We start from the raw sequence: 251 nt of genomic DNA, 5'->3' as shown, positions 1-251 counted from the left end.
ATATTAGCTTTTGGATAGTCTCTGATTATCAGCAGCTATACTTACCTAATTTGCTGCTCGATCAGCTACTGATTAATGCTATGCTCAATGCGCAGCAGCAAGGAGCACAGCACATTATATTACGTTGTACAAAGGCGAGTGTTGAAGACAAAAGCTGGCTTGCAATCAGTATTACCGATGATGCAGGCGGTTTTGATGAGAGCCATATCATCGCCCACCAAAGCGCCTTACCAACTAATAATCCACAGTAC

1 protein-coding gene is annotated in these 251 nt (G+C 43.0%); it reads left to right on the top strand.

Going from position 1 to position 251, the window contains the following annotated elements; genetic code table 11:
- Positions 1–251: hypothetical protein (locus tag AAEY88_RS14785; RefSeq protein ID WP_350563604.1), on the top strand; the 251-nt coding region annotated here is incomplete at both ends.

It is taken from the genome of Psychrobacter sp. CAL346-MNA-CIBAN-0220, from assembly GCF_040309805.1.
Taxonomy (GTDB): Bacteria; Pseudomonadota; Gammaproteobacteria; order Pseudomonadales; family Moraxellaceae; genus Psychrobacter.
This window is presented reverse-complemented; position numbering and strand designations above follow the sequence as displayed.